14 protein-coding genes and 1 pseudogene are annotated in these 16,250 nt (G+C 43.2%); 11 read left to right on the top strand and 4 right to left on the bottom strand.

The features are described from left to right. The 6 genes and pseudogenes from AB4493_RS21440 to AB4493_RS21415 form a co-directional block, all read left to right on the top strand. A pseudogene (locus tag AB4493_RS21440) lies at positions 1-173 on the top strand (bifunctional aspartate transaminase/aspartate 4-decarboxylase); the annotation flags it as partial. Between the two features lie 206 nt (positions 174-379). Further along, positions 380-1,237, top strand: coding sequence for a pyridoxal kinase PdxY (gene pdxY, locus AB4493_RS21435; protein ID WP_017060057.1), 858 nt, complete (start codon positions 380-382; stop codon positions 1,235-1,237). A 213-nt stretch (positions 1,238-1,450) separates the two neighbouring features. After that, positions 1,451-2,623 carry a patatin-like phospholipase family protein gene (locus tag AB4493_RS21430; protein WP_017060058.1) on the top strand — a complete coding sequence of 391 codons (1,173 nt, stop codon included), beginning with the start codon at positions 1,451-1,453 and terminating at the stop codon, positions 2,621-2,623. 17 nt (positions 2,624-2,640) lie between these two features. Continuing rightward, the gene (locus AB4493_RS21425; protein WP_102394485.1) at positions 2,641-3,066 is read left to right on the top strand and encodes a hypothetical protein; all 426 of its coding nucleotides are present in this window, start codon (positions 2,641-2,643) and stop codon (positions 3,064-3,066) included. A 158-nt stretch (positions 3,067-3,224) separates the two neighbouring features. Then, a complete protein-coding gene (locus AB4493_RS21420; RefSeq protein WP_372155783.1) occupies positions 3,225-4,130 on the top strand; it encodes a LysR family transcriptional regulator in 906 nt (301 codons plus the stop codon). Between the two features lie 261 nt (positions 4,131-4,391). Continuing rightward, positions 4,392-5,543: a BamA/TamA family outer membrane protein gene (locus tag AB4493_RS21415; RefSeq protein WP_017069662.1), complete on the top strand. Its 1,152-nt coding sequence runs from the start codon at positions 4,392-4,394 to the stop codon at positions 5,541-5,543. A gap of 83 nt (positions 5,544-5,626) precedes the next feature. Here the strand turns inward: AB4493_RS21415 and AB4493_RS21410 are convergent, their stop codons facing one another. The 3 genes from AB4493_RS21410 to AB4493_RS21400 form a co-directional block, all read right to left on the bottom strand. Continuing rightward, positions 5,627-6,184, bottom strand: coding sequence for a PhnA domain-containing protein (locus tag AB4493_RS21410; protein WP_004730927.1), 558 nt, complete (start codon positions 6,182-6,184; stop codon positions 5,627-5,629). 221 nt (positions 6,185-6,405) lie between these two features. Continuing rightward, on the bottom strand, positions 6,406-8,841 hold the full coding sequence (locus AB4493_RS21405; RefSeq protein WP_372155782.1) for a VolA/Pla-1 family phospholipase: 2,436 nt from the start codon (positions 8,839-8,841) through the stop codon (positions 6,406-6,408). 13 nt (positions 8,842-8,854) lie between these two features. Further along, positions 8,855-10,114 carry an outer membrane protein transport protein gene (locus AB4493_RS21400; protein WP_372155781.1) on the bottom strand — a complete coding sequence of 420 codons (1,260 nt, stop codon included), beginning with the start codon at positions 10,112-10,114 and terminating at the stop codon, positions 8,855-8,857. Between the two features lie 358 nt (positions 10,115-10,472). Between AB4493_RS21400 and AB4493_RS21395 the strand changes: the two genes are divergently transcribed. Beyond that, positions 10,473-11,555: a site-2 protease family protein gene (locus tag AB4493_RS21395; RefSeq protein WP_372155780.1), complete on the top strand. Its 1,083-nt coding sequence runs from the start codon at positions 10,473-10,475 to the stop codon at positions 11,553-11,555. Between the two features lie 137 nt (positions 11,556-11,692). Here AB4493_RS21395 and AB4493_RS21390 read toward each other — a convergent pair whose 3' ends face one another. Then, positions 11,693-12,481 carry a M48 family metallopeptidase gene (locus tag AB4493_RS21390; protein ID WP_102320824.1) on the bottom strand — a complete coding sequence of 263 codons (789 nt, stop codon included), beginning with the start codon at positions 12,479-12,481 and terminating at the stop codon, positions 11,693-11,695. A 140-nt stretch (positions 12,482-12,621) separates the two neighbouring features. Here AB4493_RS21390 and AB4493_RS21385 point away from each other — a divergent pair, with 140 nt between their 5' ends. The 4 genes from AB4493_RS21385 to AB4493_RS21370 all read left to right on the top strand — a co-directional run bounded on the left by AB4493_RS21385 (position 12,622) and on the right by AB4493_RS21370 (position 16,176). Beyond that, positions 12,622-13,047 carry a hotdog fold thioesterase gene (locus AB4493_RS21385; protein ID WP_017060067.1) on the top strand — a complete coding sequence of 142 codons (426 nt, stop codon included), beginning with the start codon at positions 12,622-12,624 and terminating at the stop codon, positions 13,045-13,047. 95 nt (positions 13,048-13,142) lie between these two features. Then, positions 13,143-13,376, top strand: a complete 234-nt coding sequence (locus AB4493_RS21380) for a DUF3389 domain-containing protein (RefSeq protein WP_017064605.1) — start codon at positions 13,143-13,145, stop codon at positions 13,374-13,376. 154 nt (positions 13,377-13,530) lie between these two features. After that, a complete protein-coding gene (locus AB4493_RS21375) occupies positions 13,531-15,222 on the top strand; it encodes an SgrR family transcriptional regulator (RefSeq protein ID WP_102394480.1) in 1,692 nt (563 codons plus the stop codon). Between the two features lie 48 nt (positions 15,223-15,270). Further along, on the top strand, positions 15,271-16,176 hold the full coding sequence (locus AB4493_RS21370; RefSeq protein WP_136974602.1) for a DMT family transporter: 906 nt from the start codon (positions 15,271-15,273) through the stop codon (positions 16,174-16,176). Positions 16,177-16,250: the final 74 nt, after the last annotated feature.

Genomic DNA, 16,250 nt, shown 5'->3' with positions numbered 1-16,250 from the left:
TCCGTCTTGCTCACGAAACCGGCGTAATCTTACTACCTGGTAAAGGTTTCGACACAGTACACGCATCAGTACGTGTATCACTAGCGAACCTTACTCACCACGAGTACGAGCTAATCGGCCGTGCAACACGCACTGTATTGGATGAGTACTTCGCTGAGTTTCAAGACGCATAAGTTCAAGTCTGGCTTAGAATCAAATACATGATTTAAAGCCGATGACGTCCAACTCATTAAGAATAAGCCTCGGCGATGTCGAGGCTATTCCGACCAAATAAGCACAGTGGTTAGATCGATAAAACTTCCTATCTTGATGTTCCGTTGTGTTTATTTAGTCGTCTTATCCAAGTATTCAAATCCATTTCAAACTGAAAGAGCGACGCATGAAAAGCATTATTTCTATTCAATCTCACGTGGTTTACGGGCATGCAGGAAACAGTTCTGCGGTTTTTCCAATCCAAAGAATGGGACTCGATGTGTGGCCAATCCACACTGTTCAGTTCTCTAATCACACTCAATATCAACAAGGTTGGACCGGGCAAACATTCGGCTCAGATGATATTCGAAACTTGATTCGAGGCTTAGACAACATCAACGTACTGAAAGACTGTGGTGCGATCCTATCGGGTTATCAGGGAAGCGCAGACCAATGTAAAGCGGTTGCCGAGTCGGTTAATTTAGTTAAAGAAAAGAACCACAGTGCACTCTATGTTTGTGACCCTGTAATGGGTGACCCAGATAAAGGTTGTATCGTTGAGGATGGCGTTAGAACCGCCATTACTAAACACTTGCTTCCTATTGCCGATGTTATAGTGCCAAACCAATTTGAACTAAGTGAATTGACCGGCATTAAAATCCTCTCCCTTTATGACGCGGTTACAGCATGTAAGAAAGCATTGGAGCTTGGTCCAAAGATGGTGCTCGTGAAGCATCTTCACTCATTACCCGATGACGCGTTCAGTATGATTTTAGCAACGAAAAAGGCATGTTATTTAGCCCAACGACCGAACATTGAATTTGCTCAACAACCGGTTGGTGTCGGTGACCTTATCTCTGGCCTGTTTACCGCAGGGTTAATAAAGAGAATGTCTCCCGTAGCTGCATTCCGACATGCAAATAACGCGGTCTATGGTGTGTTGGAGCTAACTAAAAGCTATGGCACTTGGGAGCTACAAACAATCAATGCACAATATGAATTTGTAGAGCCTACCCACGATTTCAACGTGGTCAAAATCGGGTAGAGCGTTTAACTCCGATAGTGGTGGAGGGTGTACCTATTCGATGGGTCGCATCCTACAAACGAGATTACGAGCTAAGACTAAACCTAGCTATATTACTCCCAGAAAGAGACGGACTTCACTTTATCCCTATTTATTAACTTCTCTGTTTATAGCTGTTCTTTTGATTAAACAGAGTCTCTGAATCATTTTAGAGAACATTAAATGAGCCTAATTATGAACCGTCTAATTTCCTCGGGTTTTACCGTTGCTTTGTCATTACTTGTAGTGGCATGTAGCTCACCCCACACGTTGGATGTACGCGTACACAAAGACAATTACAAAGAAGTGGTTGTAGAAGAAGCGATATCAGTAAAAGAGCCATTGCGTATGTGGGCGAGTGAGAACCCAGACTTCTTATACTCTCCAATCGATCAAACAACGCCAATTAAAGTGTCAGGTGAGCAACTAAATATCTTAGCTTTGTCAGGAGGCGGCGCGAACGGAGCCTTTGGAGCCGGTATTTTGATAGGGCTGGAAGAATCTGGCCAATTGAAAGACTACTCAATAGTTACTGGCATCAGTGCAGGAGCGCTAATGGCACCATTTGTATTCATCGGCGGAGATGCATTTCCGAAGATGAAGGAGGTGATGTTAAACATCAATGACAAATCAGTGCTCGGCAAAAAGAACTTTTTAAACACCGTGTTTAAAGATGCTTTTACTGACGGTAAAAACTTGAATCAATTTATCGCTCAGGCGTTCCCTGAACCGATGATCGAGCAAATTGCTGCGCGACACCGCAACGGTAAGCGTTTGTTTATTGGTAGCACACACTTTGATTCTGGAGAGCTTGTCATTTGGAATGTGGGCGCAATTGCAAATAGTGACATGCCAGATAAGTCTGAACTTATATATAAGGTTTTAGCAGCAAGTGCTTCTATTCCTGGAGTCTTCCCACCGCAGTTTATCAATGTGAAGTACGAAGGTAAAAGTTATGAAGAACTTCACGTCGATGGTGGTTTAGCCGCTCAAGTATTTTTCAATCCATCTAACTTCGACTATCAGCAGATCTCAGATGCTCTTGGGTTAGAAAAACCACCACAGCTCGATGTTATTCGAAATGGAGCACTGAAAGCGCCGTACCACTCGCTGAGAGATAAGGGTCTAGATTTAGTAGCAAAGAGCGTATCAAGCCTGACTCTTGCTCAAACACGTGGTGATTTATATCGAATGAAATACATCTGTGAAATCAACAACATTGATATGCAATTTACTTACATCGAGCACGACTTTGGTTACGCCAAACGAACCAAAGACATGTTTGATGAACACTATTTATTAACCATATACGAATATGGTTATCACAAAGCAACTCAGGGCAAACCTTGGGTAACAGAATTACCTTAATTTAGGGATATCGTAAAATGAATAAAACAGTTTTAGCGCTACTTATCATGGCAACGTCTAGCGCTGCCATGGCACAAAATGTGACCTCAATGGAACAGCAAAAAGTCGATAACGACATGCTACAACTGGCCGACGTTCAACAAGAAGCGGCGTTGTTCATGGTTGAAGAAAATTCAGACTACGTGGAGATTGACTACATTGGTCAGTGGGTTGACGTGAACAATTACGTCACACACAAAGAAGCTAAAGAACGCCAGCTTCAAAAGACCACAAAGAAATACATTTACTCGCAAACAGGTGAAACTCTAGAATCCATCGAGCAGCGAATTGCTGAGCATATTCAAGTGGACCAACCTAGATATTTCAGTGTCGATGTTTACCGTAATTACCACGGTGATTCTGGGGACTTTAACTATCTAGCTCGAGTTATCGAATACATTTAAGTTATTCGTTTGACATCAACGATAAAACCTACTAGCTTAAGTAGGTTTTTTTGTTTCAAATTGACGAATTATTTTCACTAATATTATTCTGACAAAGTAGATATTTCGCCAACCTGTGATAATTTAAATACATAACGATTAAAAGTAAGCACAACAACATGAATTTCAGCATTGAACAACTTCTCGCGTTCGTTACCGTTTATGACCAACTCTCTTTCAGCAAGGCAGCAGTCAAGCTTAACAAGCACAGAACGACAATCGGGCAGGTTATAACTAACCTTGAAGACCAACTCGCGGTAAGCCTATTTGAAAGGGTTGGGCGCTCTGTAAAGCCGACAGAAGACGGGCATCTTCTTTACCATTACGCTAAACAAACCATTGAACAAGCTCGTACCTTCGATAAGGTAGCATTGAGCCTCTCTTATGGCGGGTTGGAAAACATCACCTTTGCTTATTCTGGTGTGATACCTCATCAAATGCTTTTGGATATTCGAAAGAAACTGCGTCGTGATTTCCCGATGATGCGAGTGAGCTTTTTAATCCGAAACAAAAAGGATATTAAGAAGGGCCTTCAAAGTGGCGAGTACCACTTTGGATTAGTCAATGTGCATGACAGCCGGGGTATACACAGCTTTGATGCGACTTTTCTAGGTCACATTGAGTTTTCCCCATTCGTTCAAAAAAATGGTGAGTTCTCATCTTTGGCGCAAGAGGATGTACTTTTAGCGTTAAGAAATTCAACGCAGTTTATCTTGAGATCGTTTATTGAAGAGGGAATGTCAGAAAAAGTAACCATCAGCTCCGATAACGAAGAAGTCGATCAATTGGCGTTAGTTATTAAAATGGTTGAAGCCGGTTTAGGGTGGGCACTGTTACCAAAAACGTTTGCTCATTCTGAATTTTCCCATTACGACATTGAACCTATACAGTCGTCTGAAATGCACCAAGGATTCAAATTCGGTTTTGCGCTTTGGTGCAATCATTCTAAGCAAGTGAAGGATGTAAAATTATCGGTTTTATCTGTTATACAAGAACATGTTGATCGAGTATTGAGTCAATATTAGCAAAGGAAGAATGTAGGTAACTTATTAATAGAGGCTCATTTATATGAGCCTTTTGCGTTTCTGTCATCTCGAAAGCTCTTTAATTTTGTAGGGCGACATCCTCTATATAGGAGTAGGGCAACACCATTATTTGGCCTATTCTATGCCCGTCGATTAAGGACCCCCTTTATTGGCAATAAGTGTTTAATTTCTATGTTTATTGCAAGGAAGCAAACTTTCGGCCGGGTTTCGTTACCCGGTCTTTTTTATGAGGCAAATTTTATGACTCGCTGCGGCGGCATTGTTCTTCTTTCCTGCTTTTTATTTACAACATCTTCTTTCGCATCGTTTTATGATCCTGTTGATGGTCAATTTGATATGGGGCATCACCTTGCGGAAAACGCATATGGCTTTTTGCCTATCCCAATTTTGATTACCGAGCCTGCGGTGGGGTACGGCGGCGGTGTGGCTGGTTTGTTTTTACATGAGACGGATGAGGAAAAGCGACAAAGAAAGCAAGCTGCTCTTTCTGCCATAGATGGTGGTGCGCAGTTAGTACCCTCAGCAATGTCAGTAGTGGGCGCAGTAGGGACAGAGAACGAAACTTGGTTTGTATTTGGTGGCCATAGACGATCTTGGATGAATGATTCCATTCGTTACACAGGAGGCGGCGGCTTTGGTGTTGCGAATTTGGATTTGTACACATCAATCAACTGGGGCCCCATAGATCATGACCTTAGAATAGGCACGTCAACTTCGGTAGCCGTACTTTCACAAAAGGTGCAGTTCCGGATTGGGCATACGCCTTGGATGTTGGGAATAAAGCAGTTATTAGCTAAGTCTGAGATTGAATTTGATAACATGGTTTTAGACCGAATTTTGGGTAACGAATCGGTTACTTCTGGTTTAGGGTTGGAGGCTGAATATGACACAAGAGATAATTTATTTTATCCAACCAAAGGTTACAAATTGTCTGCAGATTACATGGTGTACGACGATGCGATTGGCAGTGATTACAATTACCGAAATTTGAACATAGATGGCGAAGCCTATATCCCAATTGCCAATAAATGGACGTTAGGCTTGGCTGCAAATTATCAAAGCTTCGAACAGCAAGACCTGTTTGTATCACCCACAGCGAAACCGTACGTGTCGTTACGCGGGGTGTCATCTTATCGGTACCAAGGAGATGAGATTGAAACAATCCAAGGCCAATTGACGTATAGCATCACTCATCGTTGGAAGGTGTCTGGGTTTTACGGTTCAGGGGTTGCAAAGCAAGATAACGGCATAAGCCACGACAGTACCGTCAATGCCGGAGGTGTCGGCTTTCGATACCAAATCGCGAGACGTTACGGTTTGCACCTTGGGATGGATTATGCGCAAAGCCATGAAGAACGCGCTATCTACTTTAACGTAGGCAGTGGTTTCTAGAACAACGGAATAGGTTAAATTTTTCCAAGAAAAAAGGCGCTAATTAGCGCCTTTTCGTTTTCTATCACTTTCTTACAGTAAGATTACTTCTTACGGCAGAACTCAGCGATTACGTACATTGATTGACCGCCGTTTGTTTTACCAGAAACAAGCTTAGGATCGTCACCAACGCTGATGCCACGGATAACAGTACCTTGCTTAATCACTTGGTTAGTACCTTTGATTGGCAGGTCTTTGATTACTGTTACGTCGTCACCTTTTTTAAGTTCAACGCCGTTCACATCAAGAGGCTTGTCATCAGCAGACATGCCAATTTGTGCCCAAACTGATGTTTCTTCTTCAAGGTACATCATGTCTAACGCGTCTTGAGCCCAGCTTTCAGAATTCAGACGAGTAAGTTGACGCCATGCCATTACTTGAACTGGCGCTTCTTGGCTCCACATGCTGTCGCTTAGACAACGCCAGTGGTTGATATCTTTTGGATCGTCAATCTCACCAAGGCATTTGTCACATACCATGATTCCGTGATCCACTGTTACGTGGCTGTGTGGCGGTACTGCATATGCAGTAAGAGAAGAATCAGAACCACATAGTTCACATTTAGATTGGCAGCGTTCTAGCATAGTAGCTTCAGAAGACATAATGGACTCACATTTATTAGGTATTAAATTACGGGGCTATTATCCACTTTATTTGCAATAAAGAAAGAGGTCGTACGGTATTCTGTCTTGATTAATTTTAGCTGAGATCAACCAATTGTGTTTTAAGGTTCTATGCAAACGGTTAACTAGGTACGATGGGATGTCGATAGATACAAAAATGCCAGCGGTTAGGCTGGCATTTGTTTACTTGCAACTATTACTTATTCTAAGAAGGAACCAGTAATGGATCCTGAAGTTAACGCGTTGTCGATCAAGAAGTCTACAGCTTGTGTCTGCATGCTTGCATGATGACCTGCGTCCAAAGGTGTTGGTGTAGTGGTATCTTGCGGTAATACAAATGTACTATGCGCAGCAACATCACTGAACTTAACAAAGTCCTTCGCACCGTCAGGGGTCGTGTTACTCGAATCAACGGCTGTTAGGCCAAGCTTCGTTGCCAACGGTGTGGTTCCCGCGAACGGAGCGTTTGCCACAGTGTTTGGTACTGTATCATCACCTTGTACTTGCCCCATATAAATAGGCAGAACAGGTGAGCCAGAAGCAACTAGATAAGCAGCATTGGTAAATGGGTCAACAGTATCTAACACAGTTTGTGCAGCGTAAGCGAACTGTTGAAAAGCGGCTGTCATGGTTGCTTTCTGTGCTGCAGTCGCGTTTGCTTCAAACGTTTGGTAGCACTGCTTATTAGAAAGACTTCCACAGTTTGCGGTTGCGAAACCTGCGTATTCAGTTGAAGCGCTCAATGCAACGCTGTGCTTAACTTGAGGACCAAACTCTGTAGAACCCAGTAGAAGGTTAGATATCTGACCGCCTGAGTTTTCTATAGCTGCTGCACTGAATGAATAAAGCGAATTAGCTGCGACACTACCGAGCGTACGGTTAGAGGCTGCAACTGCAGTCGTTCCAACAATACCGCCTAGTGAGTGACCTAGAAACTTAACTTGCGAGCCTTTGGTTAAATCAAAACCTTTAAGTGGCGACGCGCCTAACAATGTTGCTTGTGATGATACGGCTAAAGCCGCGCGTAAGCCCATTACATCAAGCGCACTTTGGCGTACGTTATCGCGAGCGACGGGTAAGTTCGCTAAGTTTAGATAAGCCAGAACGTCAGCGTTTGCCGAACGAGTATCATCCAAACTACGTGTACCGTGGAGCGGTAAGTCAATCGCTAAAACAGCTGTTCCGGCTCGTGCTAAGTTGTAGGCAAATGCGTAAGCGTTTTCTTTCGCTGAGGTGATACCGTGTTGGTAGATCACTACATTAGCAGGATCAGAACCATTCGGTGTAAACAACAAGAATTCAACAGCTTCCAATGATTTAACTTGTGGGACAGGAGAGTACTTGGTGAGCACTCTTTCAATATCAAGCGGTGAGCCGTCAACCAGCGTTAAATTTAAACCGATTAACTTCAGCTGTTCAGTTTGACTCGTCGCTAATATGCTTGTGTCGATGCCTGCAGCAACTAACTGGGCTGCCATATTGGCTTGCTCGGCACTATTACTTAAAGTATTTGAGACCTTAGCCAGGCTAGGCATACCCGATTCGAATGGCTGTGCATTCCATTCAGTAGCACCTGTTTCTAGATAATAAGGTAATTGAACGAAACCTTGGCTAACATCAACATTGTCAGTGGCACCGTACATAAGTTCGATGGCTCCTTTGGCTTTCGCGATTGTTGCTGCATCTCCGCCGCCAATGTATTTGTCAAAATCAACATCGTTAGTTAATGCGGTTTTGAACGTTTCAGTAGAAACAAACTGCATTGCGTAAGCTGTTGTAAGGTCGACAGAATTAGGGTTTGCACTGCCTTTCCAGACACCATTAAGGTTTGCAGATGCTAATCCTGTTGCGGTTGCAGCCTTTGTTGCGAAAAGAGAGCTGCCAACCGATTCGGTTGTAAACCACGTCGAATAGATGATGTCTTTGCTATCAAGGCTAACCTTGCCGGCTGCATTGGCCCCTGCAAAGATTGTCTCTACACCCTGAGTTACCTTCTGCGCTTGAGCAAGGCTACCTTCTGTGTAAGTTACTGCACTCGATTTCAGCGCAGCATAACTTGCCGACATGCCAACTGGGTCGCCGTTAACATCCGTTAGTTCATTGGAAAGTGCCAATACGTATTCACTTGAAGCATCTAAGGATTCATTGAACACAATTGTGAATGTGTCAGTTGAGGCGCTAGATAGAACGTTGAAGTCGGTACCTAGGGTCAATACTCCAGCAACACTTGGTGCAGTTTCAGAAGTTAGTGAGCCACTAAGCTTTAATAGGTAAACCCCACCAGTAGCTACACCGTCAGCTAAACCAGTACCTTCAAAATTCATGATGATTGGCATCGAAGTCGACCAACCATCCATTGTATTCATTGCAGCAATAGGGTTTGTTAATGAATCATCACCACCGGTCGGCAAGCCAAGTGTACCGTCGGTAGTATCCATCAACGCGAAACTAGGAAGAGGAACAGCAATATCAGCACCCGTTAATTGAAACTTGATGCTCGTCGCTTGTGCGAGTGAATCTTGAATGTATTGCTCATATTGAATCGCTGTTGAAGCACCTGAACTCGAAGAGTCATCACCACAACCAGCAAGAAACATTGCTGAAGCGAGCAGCGAAATATTAAATAACTTTTTCATGTTTTAATTCCGTTTAGTTGAAGGTGTAGTTCATTTGAATTGCAGATAAGTAAGCTACAGCATCACCAGAGAATTCAAGTTCTTGACCAAGTTCATTGGTTTCTTTGAAGTCACCATCTTTACTTTGTACAAGGGCAAAACCAGCATCGAAGGAAAGGTTAGGGCTGTACTGGTAAGTTAAACCTGCGCTGTACCAGAAACGGTCGCTATCAGGAATACTCAACGTCGCTTCACCAGCTTGCTCGTCATAAGCTAAACCAGCTCTTAAGGTCCATTCTTGGTTTAACTGATAAGTTGCACCCAGTGAGTAACGGTTATTGTCGTCGTAGTCTTCGGTCTTTTTAAAACACTCGCCACTTACACAATCTGAACTTGTCGCTTTAAGCTCTTTGAAGCTACTCCACCCAGTTTGTTGCCACCCGTAGTGAATTGCCCATTGGTCGGTCAATTGGTGGAAAGCTGAAATTTCAATAATCGAAGGCAACGTGATTTTTAGACGTCCTGTTGTTGTCGTAGCACTGCCTTCCACGATGCTGCCCGTGTAATCAGTAAAGTCACCGTCATCAAAGTCGAGGTCTACCTCTGAACGATAAGCGATAGAGAATCGGTTGTTTTCATTCAGTTCATATAACGCGCCCACGTTCCAACCAAATGCAAATGTTTCGCCTGTCATGCTGATCAGTTTTGTAGAGGCAGAGTCACCAGTAATGTTAGAGATAGAGCCTTGGTGACGATTAAGTTCAGCTTCTGCGTAAACAAGGTTTGCACCCGCACCGACACTAAATTGATCATTAATACGATACGCGACATTAGGGTTTACGTTTACTGATATCAGTGAAGTATCACCAGCAAGATCACCCGCATAAATATCATCTGGGTAATCGGTAGCAACTCCATAGTTAGAGAACATACCGATACCCCAAGCCCATTTATCGTTGATTGGGCTGATGTAGTAAGCAGCAGGGACGACTTGCAGTGGCGCTACGTCTTTGGATACTTGGCTCTGTCCGCCTGAACCTGGAACATTGTTTTGAGTAATATCCACCTCTGGATCAACGATAGAAACCGCGCCTGAAAATTGGGCTGTATCAAATAGGGTCATTGCGGCGGGGTTTCTCGCTAGTACACTCGCGTTATCAGCTACTGCACCTTCACCTGAAAAGGCACGACCAAGACCTGAGGCAGAATGCTCAGCAACTTGGAAACCAGCCGCAAGTGAGTTACATGCAAATAGTACTGAAAGTGAAACGAGAGAGCGTTGTATTGTTTTCATCCTTGACCCTCCTAGGGCATCGAATTTCGTTATTTTGGTTTGAAAACACACTGAGCATTTTTGGTGTTGAAGCTCTAATGTAAATGGCATGTTAAATTCATGTTTTATATAAAGTCAAAGAAAGAGTTGTTATTTTGTGAGGTTATGTTTTAAAGGGGCGGCACTTTAACATCGATAATATAAGTATAATCAATAATTTATTCATGGTTGGAGGTGTGACCAGAGTGTTTATGCATCGTTGCGGTATAAATAGTGTTCAATAGCTCAATATGTAACAACTTTGTTTCTGTTTACCACCATTCGCTAAATCGGCATAATATCGACACTCGTTAGAAGTCATTAAATTGGAATTTTAAGTTTGGAATTACTCGCGATAGAGTTTCTTGGTAAACCGCTTCGTTTAGAAGGATCAATGGCAGGGTGGCAACAGTTGTATTGGGATAACACTTTGGTATCTCAATTAGATGCGACCACAGACCAAGAAGACGCCCGAAAACACGAATTTACACTACGCGCTGGCGAAGAAACGTTGCAGTGTCACGTTGAATCGACCGTTCAGTGGCAACCGTTTGAGATGACGTATAAAGCGTCGGTGAATGGGCAAACCATTACCGAAGGCAATCGAAACACCAAAGATATTGAACAACAAACTCCTGTTGTCGCTCCTAAAACAGAGAAGCGTTTTAGCTTAATTGGGTTGGTGTCGCTTGGTATGAAAGCCCTTAAAAGCGCCAAGCTAATCAAGGTCGTACTTGCTTCTGCGAGTTTAGCGGCCTATTCATGGTTGTTTTCAATTCAGTTCGCTTTGGCCTTAATCGCCTGTTTAATGTTCCATGAGTACGGTCATATTAGAGCGATGAAATACTTCGGCATGAAAACCAAAGGGATCTATTTGATACCATTTCTTGGTGGCTTGGCGTTATCCGATGAAAAGATTAATACGCGTTGGCAAGATGTGGTTATCTCAATCATGGGGCCATTGTTCGGCCTGATATTGTCGTTAGTCTTTATGGTGCTGTATTGGGCGACTGGCGAAATGTTCTTTGCCGGCCTTGCAGTATTTAATGCTCTATTAAACCTGTTCAATCTATTGCCGATTTTGCCTCTCGATGGCGGACATGTTCTTAAAAGTATCAGTTTCTCGATGAACAGTGTGCTTGGCATTGTACTTTGTGTCGCGGCTGCCGTTGCTGGTGTGGTATTGAGTTATCAGTTGAATTTAACCCTGTTTGGTTTCTTATTGATCATGGGCAGTGTTGAAATACTGTTTGAATGGAAAGGACGTCATCACAGTCACTTGTTACCGTTAGACAAATACGGGCAAGTCGTGTCGTTCGTTTGGTATGTAGGTTTAGTGAGCAGTTTGATTGGTGTTATCTGGTATTTTGCATCGACTGGTGATCAGCTATTAAGCCTACCATTACAAATTCTTGGTACTTAACGAGTGAGTTTCTGTTGTTGGAATTATCCAGCTGCTTAGTGCACTTGAACTGTTAGCAAGCAAGAAACTGAAAATGCCCTAACCAATATGGATAGGGCATTTTTGTATTTACACCAGCTAGGCGATTCTTACTTAGATTACGCTTTGCAATTTGGTCTTGGTGAACCTGATTGAGGAAGCGTTTTTATCGTTGCTTGTAGATCTTTAATACGCGTACTGTGGGAAGGGTGCGTAGAAAGCAACTCTGGCGGTTGATTACCCCCTGATGCTTTCGCCATGTTTTGCCACAAGTTGACACTTTGGTTTGGATCGAAACCTGCTTGAGCCATATACTCTAAACCAACAACATCGGCTTCAGACTCTTGAGTTCGCCCATACGGTAGAATAACGCCATATTGAACGCCTAACCCTAACGCGGCCATCGTCATACCTTGATACTGTTTGTATTCTGATGCACCTAACGCAACGTTAGTAATAGATAAGCCCGTATTAGCGATTTGAGACTGAGAAAGGCGCTCATTACTGTGGTCCGCTAAAACGTGTGCCACTTCGTGACCGATAACCGTCGCGAGTTGGTCTTGGTTTACTGCAACATTGAGTAACCCTGTGTATACACCGATTTTTCCGCCAGGTAGGGCGAATGCGTTCACTTGATCACTATCAAACACAACAACTTCCCATTCACTAAAACCTTGTTTAGGAATATATTGAGTGATGCTGTTCGCTACGCACTGTACATAAGCGTTAGTTTTGGCATCTTTGCTGATGGGTTGTTCTTTTTTCATTTGTTCAAAAGACTGTGCTCCAAGCTGAGACATGTCTTTATCTGAAAAAAGCAGCAATTGGTTTCTGCCTGTCGGAGAAGCGCTACACGCGGTTAGGCCTGCAAGTGTGAGAAGCGAGGCAAACTTCATCCATGACGTCATACAATATCCTCTGTGTATTCGGTTTTTATGCATGTTAACATCAACTTGCGTAATAACTAAGGGCTGTAAGATAACTAACAGCCAGTAATATAGAAAAAAGCTATGCACGCGATAACAAGATCAATAATTAAGGAACCCACATGAGTATTTGGAAAAAGCCCGTTGACCTAGATACCTTCAACGCGACCTCAAAAAATACCTTAATTGAACACCTCAACATTGTTTACACCGAAGTAAATGACAACTCTTTGGTGGCAACCATGCCGGTTTGTCATTTTACGCACCAACCACTGGGTATGCTTCATGGCGGCGCATCGGTTGTGCTAGCAGAAACGCTTGGCTCATTGGCTGCAAACTTCTGCGTACCAGAAGGCTATTATTGCGTTGGGCTCGATATCAATGCGAACCACGTAAGGTCAATGCGTGAAGGACACGTCATCGGTACTGCTGAGCCTATTCACTTGGGCGTCTCTACTCAAGTATGGCAGATCAATATCACTGATGATCGTCAACGCTTAGTTTGTACCAGCCGCTTAACTATTGCCGTGAAGAAACATAAGCGATAACAGACTAGGCAGTCGTACGCTGGTTTTGTCTTTAGAAGAAGTAATCAGTACTTAGAACAAGCAATTCGTATTTAAAGAAGTAACCCGAGAAGCCCATGGTCATAACGTTTAAAAGTGGAAAAGTCATCGCAACCGCACATGAGTTGGTTGTTCGTTTAGATGGTGAGCATAGAGTCACTTTGCAAGCTCAAGTTGACGCAATTCAACTGATTGGAAAAGGGGCAAATGTCATTTCAGCCAACGGTTCTGAGTGTAAATGGTCGATAAAACTAGACGATGAACAGCAGCTCCGTGAAATCGCCAATGAAATTGGCTGCGATGTGATGTAATCCTTTACTGTAAAAGCACTTAACCCTTCAAATTGAATAACACCTTAGGATGTCGTACTCAATAATTCACAATAAAATCGTGTCCGTAATATTGATTTTACGCCATAAAATAGGGAAACTGAATTCAATGTCCTTTGAATAAGTTTTCCTCTTTATGAGCAGCCCAAGACTTCGCGTTCAATTTGAAACCCTGTTTGAATACTTCGATGGTAAAGATTCTGATGTTCAACTCGACGACATCACGGATGTGCTTTGTTGTACCCGTCGTAATGCCCGAATGGTACTCAACAAGCTTGAAGAAGAAGGGTGGGTAGAATGGTTACCTGCAGCTGGTCGAGGGAAGTTATCTCAACTTATCTTTAAACAGAATCGTTGTGATGTCAGCGAGAACCTAGCAAGACGCTATTTACAAGAAGGCAAAATTGGACAGGCGCTGTCAGTGCTTGATCACAATGCTGCCAAACTCACCCAAGTTATTCAAAACTACTTGGGTGTACAGTATCAAGAAGGCGAACAAGTTATTCGTTTGCCTTATTACCGTCCGCTATCCATGCTTAATCCGACAAAGTCTATGCGTCGTTCAGAGCAACACATCGCCTGCCAAGTCTTCAGTGGTCTAACGCGTTTGGATGAAAACGATCAGCTCCAGCCTGATCTTGCGCACTCGTGGCAGCAGATTAGCGATTACCAATGGCGATTCTTCTTGAGACCCGGTGTTCGTTTCCATAACGGGGAACCTCTGTTAACCAATCATGTTGTGGATACACTGCTTGCACTCGAACCTCTCAACATGTTTTCGCATATCAAAGATGTCTCTTCACCTGCAAATTGTGTAGTAGATGTTTTTCTCACACGTCCAGACAAGTATTTTCCCCTCGCACTAACGGAATCGGTCGCTAAAGTCACATTACCGATCACTTTACGTGGTGAAGACTACGATATTCGACCGATTGGAACGGGACCTTATCGCATTGAAAAGAACGACGAGAAACAACTCGTGTTAACCGCTTTTAATGGGTACTTTGGTTTTAGACCGTTAATTGATCGCGTTGAAGTTTGGGTGGTGGATGAGGCTTATTCTTCAATGGTTTACCCAAGCCTATCTAAGCCTGTTATGGCCGACCGTGGCGATAGCGATGAAGTAGAACTCGATCCTGGCTGCACGTATTTACTGCTCAATAGAAAGAAAGGTATTGCACAAGATCCCGCATGGGCACAGTTTTTATCTAACGCGTTGAATGCGGCGGATCTGTTTGTTCATATTCCAAAAGAGACTGTTATCGATTTGGGCGTGTTACACGCTTATGGGATAAAACCCGGTTGGTATGACATAAAGTTAAAAGTGCCCGTTTGTCCACCAGCAGATTCGAAGCCTACCATAAGATTAGCGTATCAATGCCAACACCCAATGTTCCCAACGCTTGCAAAGGCGATTGTCACGGTGCTGAAGCAATACAACGTCGATGTTGATCTTTACGGTTACGAAACCGATCCTCCGCACGCCGATGATGTTGATGTTTGGATTAACCCTATGGGCATCGCCAATAACAGAGACGACGCCTTGGCTGGCTGGTTAATGGACTACAGTTTTCTTGATGAATCTAGCCCGGCAGAGGACTTCGACCAATGGTGTTACATGATTGACCGTTGGCGTTCTGGTGAATTCGAGCAATTCCCAGCACGACAGTTAGGTAAACAACTGGTCCAAAGCAATCAATTGATCCCGATGTTCCATTGCTGGTTAGGCGTTAATAAAGATCAATGTGGTACGTTGCAAAACGCGAAATGTAATGCATTAGGTTGGTTCGACTTTAGCCAAGTTTGGGTGAAGCCTGACGTTGATTGAAATCCAAGAAAACTCAATTAGGACCAAATAACTCATTTAGGAAAAACGATGCAAACTCTGATGGTTACATTTATTACGCTGGTGGCATTTGCTGCGAATTCAGTTTTGTGTCGCTGGGCCTTAATGGATCAAACGATCGATCCTTTGAGCTTTTCGATCGTTCGCATCTTATCTGGTGCGCTTACGCTTCTGATTTTATTAACTTTGTCTTCCCAATCTAAAGCTAGACGTGTGTTAACAAACAACACATCGCTATACACAAGGTTAAAATCACAGTTTCAATTCACGTCAATACTGTCACTGCTCGTGTATATGTTTGGTTTCTCGTTTGCTTACTTAGAGCTCGGCGCAGGTCTTGGTGCTCTGGTGTTGTTTGTCGCAGTGCAATTTACGATGATTGCCGCGCACCTGTTTTCTGGAAACAGAATGTCGCTCATTGAGTGGGGCGGGTGTTTGTTATCTGTGGCAGGGCTTGTTTATTTGTTAATGCCAACGGAATCGACTCAAGCACCCGACTTAGTTTCTATTATCTTGATGTATCTGGCCGGAATTGGGTGGGGCATTTACACATTGGCAGGAAAGAAATCGTCAAACGCACTGCAATCGACCACCGCTAACTTTGGATTCAGCTCGCTAGTTATCCTTGTGGCATTGAGCTTATTAGTTTTAATACCTAATGCATTAACGCAAGTGTCTATCACTGAGCAAGGTTTGATTTACGCGGTTATATCGGGCTCTGTGGCTTCTGGTATCGGTTATAGTTTGTGGTATTACGTAGTGAAAAAACTGAATACCGTGGTTGCGTCTATTGCACAGCTTTCTGTTCCAGTTATCGCGACACTTGGTGGCGTATTACTGTTATCTGAACCTGTCACTATGCAATTTATAGTCTCATCAACCGTTATACTTCTTGGGATAAGCTTGGTTCTTGTCGCACCTAAACTTAAGAAATAAAGAGTTCAATCATTAACTTCTATGGCTAAACCAAACAAGAAACAACCGACCAAGATTATATATAGTAACTTAAA

The sequence above is a fragment of the Vibrio sp. 10N.222.55.A1 genome, assembly GCF_041473835.1.
Taxonomy (GTDB): domain Bacteria; phylum Pseudomonadota; class Gammaproteobacteria; order Enterobacterales; family Vibrionaceae; genus Vibrio; species Vibrio crassostreae_C.
This window is presented reverse-complemented; position numbering and strand designations above follow the sequence as displayed.